The organism is Pseudomonas sp. IT-P12 (assembly GCF_949767465.1).
Classification (GTDB): domain Bacteria; phylum Pseudomonadota; class Gammaproteobacteria; order Pseudomonadales; family Pseudomonadaceae; genus Aquipseudomonas.
Genome location: NZ_CATKPY010000028.1, coordinates 70,031 through 88,335, shown reverse-complemented (window position 1 = coordinate 88,335; position 18,305 = coordinate 70,031). Strand labels below are relative to the sequence as shown.

Annotated in this window: 15 protein-coding genes; 4 read left to right on the top strand and 11 right to left on the bottom strand. The window is 60.3% G+C overall.

Annotation, left to right across the window (positions count from 1 at the left end; all coding sequences use genetic code 11):
• Position 1: 1 nt before the first annotated feature.
• The 6 genes from carB to grpE form a co-directional block, all read right to left on the bottom strand.
• Entirely contained in the window at positions 2 to 3,223 is a 3,222-nt protein-coding gene (carB, locus tag ACM6IM_RS28735; RefSeq protein WP_192309523.1) for a carbamoyl-phosphate synthase large subunit, read from the bottom strand.
• A 114-nt stretch (positions 3,224 to 3,337) separates the two neighbouring features.
• Entirely contained in the window at positions 3,338 to 4,474 is a 1,137-nt protein-coding gene (carA, locus tag ACM6IM_RS28730) for a glutamine-hydrolyzing carbamoyl-phosphate synthase small subunit (RefSeq protein ID WP_414866966.1), read from the bottom strand.
• A 261-nt stretch (positions 4,475 to 4,735) separates the two neighbouring features.
• Positions 4,736 to 5,542: a 4-hydroxy-tetrahydrodipicolinate reductase gene (gene dapB, locus ACM6IM_RS28725; protein WP_414866965.1), complete on the bottom strand. Its 807-nt coding sequence runs from the start codon at positions 5,540 to 5,542 to the stop codon at positions 4,736 to 4,738.
• Between the two features lie 9 nt (positions 5,543 to 5,551).
• The gene (gene dnaJ, locus ACM6IM_RS28720; protein WP_201194573.1) at positions 5,552 to 6,676 is read right to left on the bottom strand and encodes a molecular chaperone DnaJ; all 1,125 of its coding nucleotides are present in this window, start codon (positions 6,674 to 6,676) and stop codon (positions 5,552 to 5,554) included.
• Positions 6,677 to 6,973: 297 nt separating this feature from the next.
• Positions 6,974 to 8,890, bottom strand: a complete 1,917-nt coding sequence (gene dnaK, locus ACM6IM_RS28715) for a molecular chaperone DnaK (protein ID WP_192309514.1) — start codon at positions 8,888 to 8,890, stop codon at positions 6,974 to 6,976.
• 102 nt (positions 8,891 to 8,992) lie between these two features.
• Positions 8,993 to 9,559, bottom strand: coding sequence for a nucleotide exchange factor GrpE (gene grpE / locus ACM6IM_RS28710; protein ID WP_192309512.1), 567 nt, complete (start codon positions 9,557 to 9,559; stop codon positions 8,993 to 8,995).
• A gap of 240 nt (positions 9,560 to 9,799) precedes the next feature.
• On the opposite strand from grpE, the gene recN reads away from it, so the two are divergent.
• Positions 9,800 to 11,473: a DNA repair protein RecN gene (gene recN / locus ACM6IM_RS28705; RefSeq protein ID WP_201194565.1), complete on the top strand. Its 1,674-nt coding sequence runs from the start codon at positions 9,800 to 9,802 to the stop codon at positions 11,471 to 11,473.
• 76 nt (positions 11,474 to 11,549) lie between these two features.
• Here recN and fur read toward each other — a convergent pair whose 3' ends face one another.
• Positions 11,550 to 11,954, bottom strand: a complete 405-nt coding sequence (gene fur / locus ACM6IM_RS28700) for a ferric iron uptake transcriptional regulator (RefSeq protein WP_110966279.1) — start codon at positions 11,952 to 11,954, stop codon at positions 11,550 to 11,552.
• 97 nt (positions 11,955 to 12,051) lie between these two features.
• Here fur and ACM6IM_RS28695 point away from each other — a divergent pair, with 97 nt between their 5' ends.
• Positions 12,052 to 12,579, top strand: a complete 528-nt coding sequence (locus ACM6IM_RS28695; RefSeq protein WP_414866964.1) for an outer membrane protein assembly factor BamE — start codon at positions 12,052 to 12,054, stop codon at positions 12,577 to 12,579.
• 60 nt (positions 12,580 to 12,639) lie between these two features.
• On the opposite strand, the gene ACM6IM_RS28690 is transcribed toward ACM6IM_RS28695, so the two are convergent.
• From ACM6IM_RS28690 to ACM6IM_RS28680, 3 genes are read right to left on the bottom strand one after another with little or no spacing between them, the layout of a single operon-like run.
• Positions 12,640 to 12,954, bottom strand: a complete 315-nt coding sequence (locus ACM6IM_RS28690; RefSeq protein ID WP_414866963.1) for an RnfH family protein — start codon at positions 12,952 to 12,954, stop codon at positions 12,640 to 12,642.
• Entirely contained in the window at positions 12,947 to 13,381 is a 435-nt protein-coding gene (locus ACM6IM_RS28685) for a type II toxin-antitoxin system RatA family toxin (protein WP_201194562.1), read from the bottom strand. The genes ACM6IM_RS28690 and ACM6IM_RS28685 overlap by 8 nt, the downstream gene beginning before the upstream one ends.
• A 7-nt stretch (positions 13,382 to 13,388) precedes the next feature.
• Positions 13,389 to 14,792 carry a sodium-dependent transporter gene (locus ACM6IM_RS28680; protein WP_414866962.1) on the bottom strand — a complete coding sequence of 468 codons (1,404 nt, stop codon included), beginning with the start codon at positions 14,790 to 14,792 and terminating at the stop codon, positions 13,389 to 13,391.
• Between the two features lie 118 nt (positions 14,793 to 14,910).
• Here ACM6IM_RS28680 and smpB point away from each other — a divergent pair, with 118 nt between their 5' ends.
• Positions 14,911 to 15,393 (top strand): SsrA-binding protein SmpB, encoded by a 483-nt coding sequence (gene smpB / locus ACM6IM_RS28675; RefSeq protein ID WP_192309500.1) that lies wholly within the window; start codon positions 14,911 to 14,913, stop codon positions 15,391 to 15,393.
• Between the two features lie 131 nt (positions 15,394 to 15,524).
• Here the strand turns inward: smpB and ACM6IM_RS28670 are convergent, their stop codons facing one another.
• Positions 15,525 to 16,292: a GntR family transcriptional regulator gene (locus ACM6IM_RS28670; protein WP_192309498.1), complete on the bottom strand. Its 768-nt coding sequence runs from the start codon at positions 16,290 to 16,292 to the stop codon at positions 15,525 to 15,527.
• Between the two features lie 260 nt (positions 16,293 to 16,552).
• On the opposite strand from ACM6IM_RS28670, the gene ACM6IM_RS28665 reads away from it, so the two are divergent.
• On the top strand, positions 16,553 to 18,247 hold the full coding sequence (locus ACM6IM_RS28665; protein ID WP_414866961.1) for a lactate permease LctP family transporter: 1,695 nt from the start codon (positions 16,553 to 16,555) through the stop codon (positions 18,245 to 18,247).
• Positions 18,248 to 18,305 lie beyond the last annotated feature (58 nt).

Below are 18,305 nucleotides of genomic sequence, written 5' to 3'. Positions count from 1 at the left end.
CTCATGCCTTCAATCCTGCATGTAGATCCTGCAAGCGGCGCACGGTCTTCTCGGGACCGAACTTCAGCGCTTCGCAGATGGCCTCGCCCGCAGCAATGGTGGTGGTGCAGTAAATCTTGTGCTGCAGGGCATTTCGACGAATGGAGTACGAATCAGCGATCGACTGACGACCTTCGGTGGTGTTGATGATCAGCGTGACTTCGTCATTCTTGATCATGTCGACCACGTGCGGACGGCCTTCGGTCACCTTGTTCACACGGCGCACTTTCAGGCCTGCCGCTTCGATCAGCTTGGCAGTACCGGCAGTGGCGACCACTTCGAAGCCCAAGTTGATCAGATCACGCGCCACACCTGCAACCAGCGGCTTGTCATCATCACGTACGCTGATGAACGCAGTACCGCCGGTCGGCAGCACTTCACTGGCGCCCATCTGGGCCTTGGCGAAGGCTTCGCCGAAGGTGTCGCCCACACCCATGACTTCACCGGTGGACTTCATCTCTGGGCCGAGGATCGGGTCGACACCCGGGAATTTGGCGAACGGGAACACCGCCTCTTTCACACTGTAGAAGTTCGGAATGATTTCCTTGGTGAAACCCAGTTCCTTCAGGGTCTTGCCGGCCATCACGCGGGCCGCGATCATGGCCAGGGAAACACCGATGCACTTGGAAACGAACGGTACGGTACGCGAAGCGCGCGGGTTGACTTCGATGACGTAGATGTCTTCGCCTTGCAGCGCCAACTGCACGTTCATCAGGCCGACCACACCCAGTTCCAGGGCCATTTTCTTGACCTGTTCGCGCATCTCGTCCTGGATGTGCGCGGGCAGCGAGTACGGCGGCAGGGAGCACGCGGAGTCACCGGAGTGAACGCCCGCCTGTTCGATGTGCTGCATGATCGCGCCGATCACGACGTCCTTGCCGTCGCTGACCGCATCCACGTCCATCTCGATGGCGCAGTTGAGGAAGTGGTCCAGCAGCACCGGGCTGTCGTTGGATACTTGCACCGCTTCACGCAGGTAGCGCTTGAGTTCTTCTTCCTTGTAGACGATTTCCATCGCCCGGCCACCCAGTACGTACGAAGGACGCACTACCAGCGGATAACCGATCTTCGCGGCTGCGCGAACGGCTTCGTCTTCGCTGCGCACGGTGGCGTTTGGCGGCTGACGCAGGTTCAGGCGCTCGACCATCTGCTGGAAGCGCTCACGGTCTTCGGCACGGTCGATGGCGTCAGGGCTGGTACCGATGATCGGCACGCCGGCGGCTTCCAGGGCACGCGCCAGCTTCAGCGGGGTCTGGCCGCCATACTGGACGATCACGCCTTTCGGCTTCTCGACACGCACGATTTCCAATACGTCTTCCAGGGTCACCGGCTCGAAGTACAGGCGATCGGAGGTGTCGTAGTCGGTGGAAACGGTTTCCGGGTTGCAGTTGACCATGATGGTCTCGTAACCGTCATCGCGCAGTGCCAGCGCCGCGTGCACGCAGCAGTAGTCGAACTCGATACCCTGGCCGATACGGTTCGGACCGCCGCCGAGGATCATGATCTTGTCGCGACCGGACGGCGCCGCTTCGCACTCTTCCTCGTAGGTCGAGTACAGGTAGGCAGTGTCGGTGGCGAACTCGGCCGCGCAGGTGTCGACGCGCTTGTAGACCGGGAACACTTCCAGCTTGTGACGGTGAGTGCGCAGGTTCTTCTCGGTAACACCCAGCAGTTTGGCCAGACGCTGATCGGAGAAACCCTTGCGCTTGAGGCGGAACATCAGGTCGCGGTCGATGGCCGACAGACCGAGGGTCTTGACCTTCTCCTCGTCCTTGATCAGGTCCTCGATCTGCACCAGGAACCATGGATCGATCATGTTCATGCCGAAGATGTCTTCGACCGACAGGCCGGCGCGGAACGCGTCAGCCACGTACCAGATACGCTCGGCGCCAGGCACGGTCAGCTCGCGCTTGAGGATGCCCATGCTTTCCGGGTTGCTCAGGTCGAGCTTCTCGTCCAGGCCACAAACGCCCACTTCCAGGCCGCGCAGGGCTTTCTGCAGGGACTCCTGGAAGGTACGGCCGATGGCCATGACTTCACCGACCGACTTCATCTGGGTGGTCAGGCGTGCGTCGGCCTTGGCGAATTTCTCGAAGGCAAAGCGTGGCAGCTTGGTGACGACGTAGTCGATGGACGGCTCGAAGGACGCCGGGGTCTTGCCGCCGGTGATGTCGTTCGACAGTTCGTCGAGGGTGTAGCCCACGGCCAGTTTGGCGGCAACCTTGGCAATCGGGAAACCGGTGGCTTTCGAAGCCAGGGCCGAGGAACGGGACACACGCGGGTTCATCTCGATCACGACCATGCGGCCGGTGTTCGGGCAGATGCCGAACTGAACGTTGGAGCCACCGGTTTCCACACCGATCTCGCGCAGTACCGCCAGGGAGGCGTTACGCAGGATCTGGTATTCCTTGTCGGTCAGGGTCTGTGCTGGCGCCACGGTGATCGAGTCACCGGTGTGCACACCCATCGGGTCGAAGTTTTCGATGGAGCAAACGATGATGCAGTTGTCCTTCTTATCGCGGACAACCTCCATCTCGTATTCTTTCCAGCCGATCAGGGATTCGTCGATCAGCAGCTCTTTGGTCGGCGACAGGTCCAGGCCGCGGGCGCAGATTTCTTCGAACTCTTCACGGTTGTAAGCGATACCGCCACCGGTGCCGCCCATGGTGAAAGACGGACGGATGATGCACGGGAAGCCCAGCTTCTCGAGGACCGCATTGGCCTCTTCCATGCTGTGGGCGATGCCGGAACGCGGGCAGGCCAGGCCGATGTCCTTCATGGCCTTGTCGAAACGCGAACGGTCTTCGGCCTTGTCGATGGTGTCGGCGTTGGCACCGATCATTTCCACGCCGAACTTCTCCAGAACGCCTTCGCGCTCCAGGTCCAGGGCGCAGTTCAGGGCGGTCTGGCCACCCATGGTCGGCAGCAGCGCGTCCGGACGCTCTTTTTCGATGATCTTGGCAACGGTCTGCCACTTGATCGGCTCGATGTAGGTGGCGTCGGCCATGGCCGGGTCGGTCATGATGGTGGCCGGGTTGGAGTTCACCAGGATGACGCGGTAACCCTCCTCGCGCAGGGCTTTGCAGGCCTGGGCGCCGGAGTAGTCGAATTCGCAGGCCTGGCCGATCACGATCGGGCCAGCGCCGAGAATCAGGATGCTTTTAATGTCTGTACGTTTTGGCATGGGTTGTCACTCAAATCCGCAGGTCAGTCGGCAAGCCGTCTTGATCAATCTGTGAAGCCTGGAGGGGCCGCCGCTATCGGGACCGCCTCCGGGCTGCTGCATCAGGGCCAACGATCAGCGTCGCTTGGCCATTTCGTTGATGAAGCGATCGAACAAAGGCGCTACGTCGTTCGGGCCAGGGCTGGCTTCCGGGTGGCCCTGGAAGCTGAAGGCGCTCTTGTCGGTACGCTCGATCCCTTGCAGGGTGCCGTCGAACAGCGACTTGTGGATCGCGCGGACGTTGGCTGGCAGGGTCGCTTCGTCTACCGCAAAACCGTGGTTCTGGCTGGTGATCATCACAACGCCGGTGTCCAGGTCCTGGACCGGGTGGTTGGCGCCGTGGTGGCCGTGGCCCATTTTCAGGGTCTTGGCGCCGGAAGCCAGGGCCAGCAGCTGGTGGCCGAGGCAGATACCGAACACCGGGGTTTCGGTTTCCAGCACGTCCTTGATCGCCTGGATCGCGTAATCGCAAGGCTCCGGATCGCCAGGGCCGTTGGACAGGAACACGCCGTCCGGATTCATTGCCAGTACATCGGCCGCCGGTGTTTGCGCAGGCACCACTGTCACACGGCAGCCGCGCTCGACCAGCATGCGCAGGATGTTCAACTTGACGCCGTAGTCGTAGGCGACCACGTGATACGGCAGCTGCGACGCGTCGATGGTCGCGTGACTGTCGGTCTTCAGGTCCCAGACCGTCGAGCGCCACTCGTAGGCGTCCTTGGTGCTGACGACTTTCGCCAGGTCCATGCCCTTGAGGCCAGGGAAGCCCTGGGCTGCGGCGATGGCGGCTTCTTCGGAAATGTTGTCACCGGCCATGATGCAGCCGTTCTGCGCGCCTTTCTCACGCAGGATGCGCGTCAGGCGGCGGGTGTCGATACCGGCGATCGCCACGACATTGTTGGCTTTCAGGTAATCGGACAGGGACATCGTGTTACGCCAGTTGCTCGCAACCAGTGGCAGATCACGGATAACCAGGCCAGCGGACCATACGCGGTTCGACTCGGCGTCTTCCGGCGTGGTGCCGGTGTTGCCGATGTGCGGGTAAGTCAGGGTAACGATCTGTTGGGCGTAGGAAGGATCGGTAAGGATTTCCTGATAGCCGGTCATTGCGGTGTTAAACACCACCTCACCAACGGTTTGACCGTCGGCTCCAATGGCTTCGCCGCGAAAAATGCTGCCATCAGCAAGGGCGAGTATGGCTGGCTTAGTCAAGAAGACCTCCCGTAAATAAAGCCTGAAAGGGCGATCGCAGGTTGTAAAAAAGCGGAGTGACGTATGGACACGTCACCCCGCTTCTTCACTGAATTATTTCTGCGCGCTTTTAGTGGACACACTAAAGCTGTAGCTTACAGAAAAAGGCGTTTTTGGTCTACCGCCAATGAGCCCTAAAGGCCGGAGAATGCGACAGGACGTCGCTTGGCGTAATGAAACCGGGGCCCAATCGTGGATTTGAGCCCGATTCCGGGGCGCATCTTAACGCAGTTCGAGCACGTCTTGCATGTCGTAGAGGCCAGGTTCGCGCGCATCCAGCCACAACGCCGCACGCACGGCTCCCTTGGCGAACGTCATGCGACTGGAAGCCTTGTGAGTAATCTCCAGCCGCTCGCCCTCACAGGCGAACAGAACCGTGTGATCGCCCACCACGTCACCGCCGCGAACGGTGGCAAAACCGATCGTTTCACGCTCACGCGCACCGGTATGCCCCTCACGCCCGTACACCGCGACTTTCTGCAGATCGCGATCCAGCGCACTGGCGATCACTTCACCCATGCGCAATGCGGTGCCCGAAGGCGCATCGATCTTGTGCCGATGATGAGCCTCGATGATTTCGATGTCCGCGTCGTCACCCAGCACCCGCGCCGCCATGTCGAGCAGCTTGAGCGAAAGATTCACGCCGACACTGAAGTTGGCGGCGAACACGATCGGGATGTCCTTGCCCGCCTCGACCAGCAACTGCTTCTGCGCCGCATCCAGGCCGGTCGTGCCGATCACCATGGCCTTGCCAGCCTTGCGGCAGAACGCCAGGTTTTTCAGCATGACTTCCGGCAGCGTGAAGTCGATCAGCACATCGAACTCATCCGCCACCGCATCCAGGTTACCGGACAGCGGCACGCCGATACGCCCCAGCGAGGCCAGCTCACCGGCATCCACACCAATCAGCGTGCTGCCGGGGCGCACGATGGCGGCGGTGAGGCCGGTCAGCGGTGCGCGTTGCTGCACCGCCTCGACCAGGATTTTGCCCATGCGGCCAGCGGCACCCATGACAGCTATACGTCGCATGCTCACTCCTTACAGGTCGCCGAAGAAGCGCTTCACGCCTTCGAACCAACCGGTGGTTTTTGGCGAGTGGCTGTTGTCGTCCGCCAGCGAGCTGCGGAATTCCTCCAGCAATTCGCGCTGCCGACGCCCCAGGTTGACCGGGGTTTCGACGGCCACGCGGCACATCAGGTCGCCCGCACCGCCGCCACGCACCGGCGCAACGCCTTTGCCACGGACACGGAACTGCTTGCCGGTTTGAGTCCCCTCGGGAATTTTCAGCTTGACCCGACCATCGAGGGTCGGAATCTCCAGCTCGCCGCCCAGCGCCGCATCGACGAAGCTGATCGGCACTTCGCAGAACAGATGCTTGCCATCACGCTGGAAGATCGCGTGCTCACGCACGTTGATCACCACGTACAGGTCGCCCGTCGGCCCGCCCTGAGCGCCCGCCTCGCCTTCGCCGGACAGGCGAATACGGTCACCGGTGTCGACACCGGCCGGCACTTTCACGGACAGGGTCTTGTACTCTTCGACACGACCGTCACCGTTACAGGAGCTGCACGGATCGGAAATGATCTTGCCCTGGCCATGGCAGCGCGGGCAGGTCTGCTGCACCGAGAAGAAACCTTGCTGCATCCTCACCTGACCGATACCACCGCAAGTCGGGCAGGTCACCGGCGAGGAGCCTTTCTTGGCCCCCGAGCCGTCGCACGGCTTGCAGTTGACCAGCGTCGGAACGCGGATATTCACCGTCGTGCCGCGCACGGCTTCTTCCAGGTTCAGCTCCAGGGTGTAGCGCAGGTCGCTGCCGCGCTGGGCGCCGCCACGGGCACCGCCGCGACCGCCACCGAAGAAGTCGCTGAACACATCACCGAAGATGTCGGAGAAATTCTGGCCACCGAAACCGGCACCGCCGCCACCCATGCTCGGGTCGACGCCGGCATGACCGTACTGGTCGTACGCGGCACGCTTGCTGGAGTCGGACAGCACTTCGTAGGCCTCGTTGGCCTCCTTGAACAGTTCTTCCGACGCCTTGTCATCAGGATTACGGTCCGGGTGGTGCTTCATCGCCAGACGGCGATAGGCCTTCTTCAGGTCCGCTTCGCTCGAGCCGCGCTCGACACCCAATACTTCGTAATAGTCACGCTTTGCCATAAGTCTTCTGCACCCTTGAGGACGTTCGGCCAACCTCTCCTGAGCTTCGCCAAACTCGTTGAGCCCCAATACAGGCCCGGACCCAACTCACGTCAATTCAACGATCCTGGTCTTGATTCGATGTGGCATTTGCGGCGCGGAAAGCAGGAGCATCCCCGGCCATGCCTGCAACACGCGAGCGTTGTCGCATGCTGTAAAAATTCGTGTACTCCAGACACGCCAACGCGGGAGCAGGCTCCCGCGCGGCGACATCCTACCAGTCACTGCCCGAAGGCAGTCAACCGGACGACCAACAACTTACTTGTTGTCTTTGACTTCTTCGAACTCGGCGTCGACCACGTCGTCAGCCTTCTCGGCCGATTCGCCTTGCGGTGCAGCACCTTCAGCAGGTTGAGCCTGCTCGGCGTACATCTTCTGCGCCACAGGAGCGGAGACTTTCGACAGTTCTTCGACCTTGGCTTCGATGGCAGCCTTGTCGTCGCCCTTGACGGCGGCTTCCAGGGCAACCACGGCCGCTTCGATTGCAGTCTTCTCTTCGGCGCTCACCTTGTCGCCAGCATCGGCGACCATTTTGCGCGTGGAGTGAACCAGTGCATCACCCTGGTTGCGGGCAGCGGCCAGCTCTTCGAACTTGCGGTCTTCCTCGGCGTTCGCCTCGGCATCACGCACCATGCGCTCGATTTCCTCGTCGGACAGACCGGAGTTGGCCTTGATCACGATCGACTGGGTCTTGCCGGTGGCCTTGTCCTTGGCGCCCACGTGCAGAATGCCGTTGGCGTCGATGTCGAAAGTCACTTCGATTTGTGGCACGCCACGCGGTGCTGGTGGAATCTCGGCCAGGTCGAACTTGCCCAGAGACTTGTTCTGCGCCGCTTGCTTACGCTCACCTTGCAACACGTGAATGGTCACGGCGCCCTGGTTGTCGTCGGCCGTCGAGAACACTTGCGATTTCTTGGTAGGAATCGTGGTGTTTTTCTCGATCAGCGCAGTCATCACGCCACCCATGGTTTCGATACCCAGGGTCAGCGGGCTGACGTCGAGCAGCAGAACGTCCTTCACGTCGCCGGCCAGAACGGCACCCTGGATGGCAGCACCCATGGCAACGGCTTCGTCCGGGTTCACGTCTTTACGCGCTTCTTTACCGAAGAACTCGGTCACCAGCTTCTGAACCAGTGGCATACGGGTCTGACCGCCCACCAGGATCACGTCATTGATCGAACCCACGTCGATGCCGGAGTCTTTCAGTGCGATGCGGCAAGGCTCGATGGTGCGCTGAACCAGGTCTTCCACCAGCGATTCCAGCTTGGCGCGGGAGATCTTCACGTTCAGGTGCTTAGGACCGGTGGCGTCTGCAGTGATGTACGGCAGGTTGACGTCGGTCGACTGAGCGGAAGACAGCTCGATCTTGGCTTTTTCAGCCGCTTCTTTCAGGCGCTGCATGGCCAGCGGGTCACCCTTGAGGTTCATACCGCTTTCTTTCTTGAATTCGTCAACCAGGTAATCGATCAGACGAATGTCAAAGTCTTCACCACCCAGGAAAGTGTCGCCGTTGGTGGCCAGCACTTCGAACTGGTGCTCACCGTCGACTTCAGCGATTTCGATCACGGAAACGTCGAAAGTACCGCCACCCAGGTCGTAAACGATCACGGTGTGATCGCCCTTGGCCTTGTCCATACCGTAGGCCAGAGCAGCCGCGGTAGGTTCGTTGATGATACGTTTTACGTCCAGACCGGCAATGCGACCGGCGTCCTTGGTGGCTTGACGCTGGCTGTCGTTGAAGTAGGCCGGAACGGTGATCACCGCCTCGGTCACAGGCTCGCCGAGGTAGTCTTCGGCGGTCTTCTTCATTTTCTTCAGGATTTCAGCCGAGATTTGTGGCGGAGCCATTTTCTGGCCGTTCACTTCAACCCAGGCGTCGCTGTTGTCAGCCTTGACGATCTTGTAAGGGACCATCTGGATGTCTTTCTGTACCACTTCTTCATCGAAGCGACGACCGATCAGACGCTTCACCGCGTACAGGGTGTTGTGCGGATTGGTCACAGCCTGACGCTTGGCCGATTGGCCAACCAGGATTTCGCCATCGTTGGCGTAAGCGATGATCGAAGGCGTGGTGCGCGCGCCTTCGGCGTTTTCAATCACTTTGGCCTGGCCGTTTTCCAGCACGGAGACGCAGGAGTTGGTAGTCCCCAGGTCGATACCGATAATTTTGCCCATGTTCACTCTCCCGAAACTTTGGATTTGGTTGCCGCAGCAGTGGTGGCTAACTGCGGTAGCACTTAAACGCTTGACTTCTAAATGGGGGCCTTGCGGCTAATTTCAAGCCTGCTCATCAATAGATGGCGAAACCGGAGCCGGGGCCTTGCTGACCACGACCATCGCCGGACGCAGCAGGCGACCGCTGAGCTGGTAACCCTTCTGGAACACCTTGAGCACGCTGTTGGGCTCGACGTCAGCGCTTTCCTGCATGGCCATTGCCTGATGGAGACTGGCGTTGAACGGTTCGCCATGCGGGTCGATCGCCTCCAGCTGATAGCGCTTGAGGGTGTCCTGGAACATTTTCAGGGTCAGCTCGATGCCTTCGCGCATCGGACGGATGCTTTCGTCGTCCGGGCTGGACAACTCCAGGCCGCGCTCCAGGCTGTCGATGATCGGCAGCAGGTCGCCGGCGAACTTTTCCAGCGCGAACTTGTGAGCCTTTTCAACGTCCTGCTCGGCACGGCGGCGGACGTTCTGCAGATCGGCGGCTACGCGCAAAGCGTTATCCTGCGCGCTGGCCAGTTGCTCTTCGAGCACTTGCACACGAGTCGCCAGGTCTTCGCCCGAAGCCTCGGGCGCCTGGTTGGCGTCTGGGTTTTGCGTATCCACTGTCTGTTCGTCAGCCATAGAATTCTCCTTTCAATAACGTCCGCGAGCTCAACTCGCGCTTCTGTCCCGGTATATGGGGCCGCAAAAACCAGCTTCAAGGGCCGACAACAATTAACCCTACAAAAAACAGCTGCATTGTCATTCCCCGATGCACTAACGATTTCGTCGGACCAAGCAAATTGAGCTAAGGGAGGGCATTGTCAGTCGCAAATAAAACACTGTATAAATAACCAGACCTAAAGCCTGGGAGCGGCCGTCATGCTGGTGCACCTGTCCGTACACAACTACGCCATCGTTGAACATCTCGATCTCGAACTCGATCGCGGGATGAGCGTGATCACAGGGGAAACCGGCGCCGGCAAGTCGATCATGCTCGACGCCCTGGGGCTCACCCTGGGGGATCGTGCCGACAGCGGCGTGGTCCGTCCCGGCGCAGACAAGGCAGACATCCTGGCCACGTTCGACCTGGTCGACATTCCGGAAGCCAGTGCCTGGCTCGCCGAGCGCGACCTGGAAAGTGACGGCCCATGCATCCTGCGCCGGGTCATCACCGCCGAAGGTCGCTCGCGAGGCTATATCAACGGCACTCCTTGCCCGCTGGGTGACCTCAAGGCCCTTGGCGAGCTGTTGATCGACATCCACAGCCAGCATGAACACCAGTCCCTGCTCAAGACCGATACGCACCGCCGCCTGCTCGACGAGTATGCCGGCGCCACCGACCTTGCCCGCCAGGTTCAGCTCGCCGCCCAGCGCTGGCGCCAGACCAGCCAGGAGCTGGAGCGCCTGACCAACTCGGGCGACGAGCAGCGCGCCCGCCATCAGTTGCTCAGTTATCAGCTCGAAGAGCTAGAGAATCTCGGCCTTGGCGAAAACGAACTGGAGGAGCTGGAGCAGGAACACAAGAACCTGACCAATGCCGAAACCCTGCTTGGCATCTGCCGGCAGGTGGTCGAGCAATGCAGCGAAAGTGATTCAGGCAATGTCCTGAACGCCCTGACCGCGAGCCTCAATCGGCTGTCGAGCGTCAACAGTTCGATTGGCGCGCTGGGTGAAGCCAGCAGCCTGTTGACCAGTGCACAGATCCAGGTCGAAGAGGCCGTGGGCGAACTGAATCGCTTCCTCGACAACTTCGACGCCGACCCGGCACGCCTGCAGTACCTGGAAGAGCGTCTCGACGCGATCTACACCATGGCGCGCAAACACCGCATCCAGCCCACCGAGGTCGCTGAGATGCAGCAACGGCTGCTGGATGAAATCGAGACCCTGAATGCCAACGACGAGTCGATCGAGCGCCTGGGCGATGAGCTGGCGTCCTACGCCCGTCATTATCAGGAAAAGGCCCGGGAGTTGAGCGATCTGCGCCACCAGGCGTCAAGCAGCCTGGCCAGTGCCGTCGAACAGGAGATCCAACGCCTGGGCATGCCGGGTGGGCGTTTCACCATCGAGTTACGCCCCAACAGCGGCGGCGACCTGCTGCCCAACGGCCTGGAGCAGGTCGAGCTACTGGTCAGCGCCAACCCCGGCCAGCCACTGAAGGCCCTGGCCAAGGTCGCCTCGGGCGGTGAACTGTCGCGGATCAGCCTGGCCATCCAGGTGATCACCGCACAGACATCGCGAGTACCTACCCTGGTATTCGATGAAGTGGACGTGGGGATCGGCGGGCCGACAGCCGAGATTGTCGGCCAGTTGCTGCGCCGCCTGGGCGAGCGCGGTCAGGTGCTGACGGTGACTCACTTGCCACAAGTGGCGGCCCAGGGGCATCAGCATCTATTTGTTCACAAGGTGCGTGACGAGAAAGCGACCCACACGGCCGTCTCCAAGCTGAGCAAAAATGATCGCGTCGAAGAGGTCGCCCGGATGCTGGGCGGTATCGACCTGACGAAGGAGTCTCTGGCTCACGCCAAGAAAATGGTGGTAACCGCGAAAATTTAGCTCCCGCGCAAAGCACAAAGGCGACTCTTGAGTCGCCTTTGTTCGTTTCGCGAGCCTGGCAGCTCACGCGACATGCTTACTTTTTCTTGCGTACATACAGCACCAGATTGTGATCAACCATCTCGAAGCCATACTTCTCGACGATCGCTTTCTGCAGGTTTTCGATTTCCTGATCGAAGAACTCGATCACTTCACTGGTTTCGACGTTGACCATATGGTCGTGATGCTTGCCGTCGTCCAGCTCGAAGACCGCATGGCCCCCGTCGAAGTTGTGCCGCACCACAAGGCCAGCTGCCTCGAACTGGGTCAGTACACGGTAGACCGTGGCCAGACCGACGTCCTCGCCAGCCTCCATCAGTGCCTTGTAGACATCCTCGGCACTCATGTGGCGCTGCTCGGCGGAATCGAGCATTTGCAGAATTTTGACCCGTGGCAGGGTCACTTTGAGGCCGGCTTTGCGTAGTTCGCTATTTTCAACCATGGTCAGCTTTCTCGCGATGCTGCTTCGCAGCTTCTCTTAATGCGGGTATGATCGGCGTTTACGTTGTCCCAGCCAAGATAGTGGAAGTCGCCCACCGATGCAAAACACCAAGCTCTTGCTAACCAGTTTCACCTTTGTGGGACTGCTCGCACTCGCCGGTTGTTCATTCCCCGGGGTTTACAAAATCGACATCCAGCAGGGCAATGTCGTCACGCAGGACATGATAGACCAGTTACGCCCCGGAATGACCCGACGGCAAGTACGGTTTATCATGGGCAACCCCCTGCTGACCGACACGTTCCATGCCGATCGCTGGGATTACCTGTACAGCCTGCAACCGGGTGGCGGTGAACGCCAACAGGAACGCATTAGCGTTATCTTCAACCCAAATGATCAACTTGTCAGCCTCTCCGGCGACTTCATGCCAGGCGTGAGCCGAGATGAAGCCATTCTGGGTCAGGACAGTGGCACTAACGTGACCGCTCCTGCCGAGAACGTCGAGAAGACAAAACCGGAAAAACCGGCCAAGCCAGGTTCATTGCTGGACCAGATCCAGAAGGACGTCGACGGCGTAGAAACCGTTCCAGTCCCGACGCCAGAACCGCTGGACACCTCGCCGCAATAATTTGCGACGTAATAAAAAACCCGGAATTTCCGGGTTTTTTATTGCCTGATTTTCAGTCAATCACGCATTCCGGGCCTTCGCCTCGGCAGCCCTGGCTGCGCGAAGCCGGCGAACCTCCTTGGGATCGGCCACCAGCGGCCGATAAATCTCCAGACGATCCCCCGCCTGAACCTGGCGAGTGTCCGGGTCAACAATCACCTTGCCGAACACTCCGACCGGACAATCGACCAGATTCAATTCCGCAAACTCGCTGCCCAGCCCTGAACTCAACAGCGCGGAACGCACCGTGGTGCCCACCGGCACCGACACGCTGCGAAGTACCTGGCGATCCACTGCGGCATACACCACTTCAATCTCGATCACGGCCTCAACCATGCATCTGCTTGGCGCGCTGGCAGAACGCATCGACCAGGGTGTTGGCCGCCTGATTGAACAACGGCCCCAGGGTGGCGCGAACAATCGGCCCGGCGTAGTCGAACGACAGGTCCAGGCTGATCTTGCAGGCCTTGTCGGTCAGGGCCTTGAACACCCAGATACCGTGCAACTGGGTGAACGGGCCCTCTTCGAGGTTCATCTCGATCGATTGCCCGGGAACCAGGGTGTTGCGGGTCACGAAATGCTGGCTGAGCCCTCCCTTGGCCACCCCGACGCTTGCGCGCATGAATTCGGGGGTGCTTTCCAGGACCTCGGCCGATGAACACCACGGCAGAAACTCCGGGTAACGCGCTACGTCATTGACCAGGTCATACAGCGCTTGCGCCGGATACGGCAGCAAAGCCGAACGTTGAATGTGTGTCGTCATGTCAGCGTCACTTCCACAGCTGGGCGGCAAACACTACGAGAATGCCGATGGGCGCCACATAGCGCATCAAAAACAGGGTCAGCGTGAACAGCCTGGGGTTGCGGATCGACAATTCGTCGCGCACCGCTTCACGCCCCATCACCCAACCCGCAAACAACACGAAGCACAAGCCACCGAGTGGCAACATGATCCGCGAGGTGAAGAAATCGATCACACCAAAGAAATCCAGACCGCCGACGGCCCCCCATTGATAGAGATGGAACGCCCCGCCTTCGTTCACGAAAAACCTGGCTGGCTTCCAGATGTTGAACGAAAACACCGTCCCCAGGCCAACGAACCAGCAAGTGAACGCCAGCCAGAACGTCACCCAGGCGCGCCTGACCTTAGTCCGCTCAACCAGATAAGCCACCATGGGCTCCAGCAACGAAATGGCCGAACTCCACGCAGCAATCGCCACCAGCACGAAGAACACTACGCCCATCAGCTGGCCAAATGCTACGTTACCGAAGGCAAAGGGCAGGCTGACGAACATCAGCCCCGGGCCTTCGCTGGGATTCAGCCCGGCCGCAAAGACGATGGGGAACAGCGCCAGACCAGCCACCAGGGAGACGAAGGTGTCGAGCAACGCAACGCCGACCACTGTGCCGGAAATCGATGATTGCTTGGGCATGTAGGCGCCGTAGATCATGATCGAGCCCACCCCCACGCTCAACGAAAAGAACGCATGGCCCATTGCCGGCAACAAGCCGTCGAGGACTTTTTCCGGGTGGAAGTCGAACATGAAATGCAGGCCGTCCATGAAATGGCCAGTGGTCATGCTGTAGCCCAACAACACCAGGACCATGACGAACAGCAGCGGCATCATTATGCGCAAACTGCGTTCAAGCCCCGCCACCACACCTTTGGCGATCACAATCGCCGACAGCAGCATGAACACCGTGTGCCAAAGTGTCAGGCGCCAGGGGTCGGCGATCACCTTGCCAAAGTACGCACCGACCTGATCAGGCGTCACGCCCTGGAAATCGCCACGCCCCATGTTGATGATGTAATCCAGCGACCAACCGCCAACGACACTATAGAAAGACAGAATCAGCAAGGCCGTGATCATGCCGGCGAAGGCGCCCCAGGACCACTTCGCCGAGTGCCCGGCCTCCAGCGCCAACACCTTCAGGGCATTGGCCGGACTCTGCCGGGCGCGACGGCCGATCAGGGTTTCCGCGAGCATGACCGGCACACCGATCAGCGCGATACAGGCCAGGAACATCAACACAAAGGCCCCGCCGCCGTAGATCCCGACCATGTACGGGAATTTCCAGATGCTGCCCAGGCCCACGGCCGAACCGGTTGCGGCCAGAATGAAGACCCAGCGGCTGGCCCAGCTGCCGTGGACAGAAACCTTGTCTGTCGACATCGTTGTCACGTCCAAGCATTGCAAAAAGAGCGCGCATTGTCCGGGATTCAATCAACCTGCTCAAGCACGCAGCATCACCGTAGCCGACTCGCTTGCAACTCCCTATAATGCCGCCCCTATGGCTAAACAGAAGAAACACCCTACAGGGACCATCGCGCAGAATAAAAAGGCGCGACACGATTACTTCATCGAGCACAAGTTCGAGGCTGGTCTGGTCCTGGCCGGCTGGGAAGTAAAAAGTCTGCGTGCAAGCAAGCTGCAGCTGGTGGACAGCTACGTCCTGCTCAAGGACGGCGAAGCCTGGCTGCTCGGCAGTCACATCACGCCGCTGATGACCGCCAGCACGCACGTCATTGCCGACCCGACCCGCACCCGCAAATTGCTGCTCAACCGACGCGAGCTGGACAAACTGTCCGCCGCCGTCCAGCAAAAGGGCTATGCCTGCGTGTGCCTGTCCTGGTACTGGAGCAAGCACATGGTCAAGTGCGAGATCGCTCTGGGCAAGGGCAAGAAGGAATACGACAAGCGTGATACCGAACGCGAGCGCGACGCCGGTCGCGAGCTGCAGCGTGCGGTGCGCAACAAGGGCAAGGAAGACTGATCTTCCTTTTGCCTGAAGCCGCCATCGCGAGCAGGCTCGCTCCCACAGGTTGAATGTGACTCTGTGGGAGCGAGCCTGCTCCGGGCGGCGTTCCGACGGCAGCAAGTGCCCTGTCGCCGCAAATTGCCGGGCTACATCCCCTTGCGCCGCTCCGCCCGGGCCACGCGCTGCACTTCCTGGCGCACCTCTTCCAGCACTTCCTGCACATACAGGATGTGTCGGCTGGACACTTCCCTCGCCTGCTCCGCCCTGCCCTCGATAATCGCCATGTACAACTCTCGGTGCTGGGTGATCAGCATGTCGCGGGTTTCCGTGCGTTGCTTGTACATGCCGCCAATGTTGGTCACCACGTTGCGCTTGAGCAGGTCAAACAGCCCACGGATGGTATGCAGCAGGACAGCGTTGTGGCTGGCTTCGGCAATGGCCAGGTGGAATTTGGCGTCCGCCGCCCCCTCTTCGGCGCGACTGACCTCGTCGTGGCGCGAGTAACAATCCTGCAGCTCGTTGAAAGCTGCCGTCAGGCGTTCGCGGTCGACATCGGTGGCACGCAGGGCTGCGTAATAGGCGCAGGAGGCTTCCAGGGTGTGGCGAAACTCCAGCAGATCGCGCTGGGCTTCGGGATTGCTTTCCAGCAAATGAAGCAGCGGATCACTGAACGTCGTGCCCAATGACTCCACCACATAATTGCCGCCACCCTGGCGACTGACCAGCAAGCCTTTTGCGGCCAGCTTCTGAATCGCTTCGCGCAACGAAGGGCGTGACACGCCGAACTGCTCGGCCAGCGCACGCTCGGCCGGCAAACGCTCTCCCGCCTTCAACGTACCCTCGAGGATCATCCCCTCAAGCCGCTCGACAATATCGTCAGACAAACGGCGCTGACGAATCTGATCAAACCCCATACTCAATTCTCCACGATCCCGACGGCTCGCCGGGCTCTCTATTCTGGCCTATCGGCGCCAGGCCGGCACGTATCAGACGGCATTTGTTCGAGCGAATCACTCAGGCAGTACAGCCCTTATTCGACAAAAGTTTAAGTGCTGCAAATTGACACACCACCGGCAAGGCTTTTACCCTAGCGAACAGCGATTGTAAATTGGTATTACCAATTAACCAAGAACGCTGACCAGTGCCTACCAACAACAACTAGGGGCCACCCCACATGCAAACCTGGCAACAGCTCTATAGCCCGCTCGGCAGTCTCGGCCTATCCGCCCTCGCGGCCGTCATCCCCATCGTGTTTTTCTTTCTGGCGTTGGCGGTGTTCCGCCTCAAGGGTCACGTGGCCGGCAGCATTACGCTGGCCTTGTCCATCCTGGTGGCCATCTTCGCGTTCCAGATGCCGGTCGACATGGCATTCGCCGCCGCCGGTTATGGCTTCGCCTACGGCCTGTGGCCGATCGCGTGGATCATCGTGGCCGCGGTTTTCCTCTACAAGCTGACGGTCAAGAGTGGTCAGTTCGAGGTGATCCGCAGTTCGGTCCTTTCGATCACCGACGACCAGCGCCTGCAGGTGTTGCTGATCGGTTTCTGCTTCGGTGCCTTTCTTGAAGGGGCGGCCGGTTTCGGCGCACCGGTGGCGATTACTGCCGCCCTGCTGGTAGGCCTGGGTTTCAACCCGCTGTACGCCGCTGGCCTGTGCCTGATCGCCAACACCGCGCCGGTGGCCTTCGGTGCTTTGGGGATCCCGATCATCGTGGCCGGGCAAGTGACCGGGATCGACGCCTTCAAGATCGGCGCCATGACCGGCCGTCAACTGCCGCTGCTGTCGCTGTTCGTCCCGTTCTGGCTGGTATTCATGATGGACGGCCTGCGTGGCGTACGTGAAACCTGGCCGGCAGCGCTGGTGGCGGGCTTGAGCTTTGCCATCACCCAATACTTCACGTCGAACTTCATCGGCCCGGAACTGCCGGACATCACCTCGGCCCTGGCCAGCCTGATTTCCCTGACCCTGTTCCTGAAAGTCTGGCAGCCTAAACGCGCCGCCGGCCAACACGTGGCCGGCGCCGTTTCCGCCTCGGTCGTTGCTGCCAGCGCCGGTGGTTTCGGTCAACCGCGCACCACGCAAGCGTCGCCTTACAGCCTGGGTGAAATCTTCAAGGCCTGGTCGCCGTTCCTGATCCTCACCGTACTGGTCACCATCTGGACCCTGAAGCCGTTCAAGGCGATGTTTGCCGCCGGCGGCTCGATGTACAGCTGGGTGTTCAACTTCGCCATCCCGCACCTCGATCAACTGGTGATCAAGACCGCACCGATCGTGGCTGCGCCGACGGCCATTCCGGCGGTGTTCAAGCTTGACCCGATCTCCGCGACCGGCACGGCGATTTTCTTCTCGGCACTGATTTCGATGCTGGTACTGAAGATCAATGTCAAAACTGGTCTGACCACTTTGAAAGAGACCTTTTTCGAACTGCGCTGGCCGATCCTGTCCATCGGCATGGTGCTGGCATTCGCCTTCGTCACCAACTATTCGGGCATGTCTTCGACTATGGCCCTGGTACTGGCCGGCACCGGCGCAGCCTTCCCGTTCTTCTCGCCGTTCCTCGGCTGGCTGGGCGTGTTCCTGACCGGTTCCGATACGTCGTCGAACGCGCTGTTCAGTTCGCTGCAAGCCACCACCGCACATCAGATCGGCGTCAATGACACCTTGCTGGTCGCGGCAAACACCAGCGGCGGCGTGACCGGCAAGATGATCTCGCCACAATCGATCGCCGTGGCCTGCGCCGCGACAGGCCTGGTGGGCAAGGAATCGGATCTGTTCCGCTTCACCCTCAAGCACAGTCTGTTCTTCGCCACCATCGTCGGCCTGATCACCCTGGCTCAAGCCTACTGGTTCACCGGCATGCTGGTGCACTGAGTCACCCACGCCCCAACGCAAGTACCGGCGCCGCACCACCCCTGCGGCGTCAGCTATT